This is a genomic window from Cryobacterium sp. MLB-32 (assembly GCF_000738085.1).
Classification (GTDB): Bacteria; Actinomycetota; Actinomycetes; order Actinomycetales; family Microbacteriaceae; genus Cryobacterium.
Genome location: NZ_JPRS01000555.1, coordinates 1 through 585, shown reverse-complemented (window position 1 = coordinate 585; position 585 = coordinate 1). Strand labels below are relative to the sequence as shown.

1 protein-coding gene and 1 pseudogene are annotated in these 585 nt (G+C 60.0%); both read left to right on the top strand.

The features are described from left to right. Positions 1 to 181 (top strand): annotated as a pseudogene (locus JF66_RS22635) (transcription elongation factor NusA); the annotation flags it as partial. Between the two features lie 8 nt (positions 182 to 189). Beyond that, entirely contained in the window at positions 190 to 447 is a 258-nt protein-coding gene (locus tag JF66_RS22630; RefSeq protein WP_081882064.1) for a YlxR family protein, read from the top strand. The last annotated feature ends 138 nt before the right edge of the window (positions 448 to 585 follow it).

Sequence of the window (585 nt, the reverse complement as noted above, 5' to 3'; positions counted from 1 at the left end):
GGCGAAGGTGACCAGTGCGTACGTCATCGACGAGTCGATCAAGGCCGTTCGCGCCCTTGTTCCCGACTACCAGCTCTCCCTCGCCATCGGCAAAGAGGGTCAGAATGCGCGCCTCGCGGCGAAGCTGACGGGTGCCAAAATCGACATTCAGCCGGATAGCATTCTGGAGGATGCCGAATAGGGGGTACGATGGACTCCGTTAGAACGTGCATTGGATGCCGTTCGCGCGCCTCGCGTTCCTCACTCTTGAGGATCGTCGCTCGGGAATCAGAGATTGTGGTGGATGAAACTGCTACTCTCCCCGGGAGGGGGGCGTGGTTGCATCCGACCGCCTCGTGCTTCACAGACGCACAGAGGCGTCGCGCTTTCGGGCGTGCCCTTCGCGTGACCAGCCAGCTGGACGCGAGACAACTAGAGAACAGGCTGACTTGGCTTATGGATAACTAATGAGCGGCTCGAAATGAGACCCGTCCGTTATTAACGGCCTGCCCCTTTCCGGGTGCAGGCCCGGAACAGGAGAATTGTGGCTGCGAAACCACGCGTACACGAGATCGCAAGCGAGCTCGGAGTCGACAGCAAGGTTGC

Coding starts and splice junctions, on each gene's coding strand:
- JF66_RS22630 (WP_081882064.1), top strand. CDS start 190: ATGGACTCCGTTAGAACGTGCATTGGATGCCGTTCGCGCGCCTCGCGT.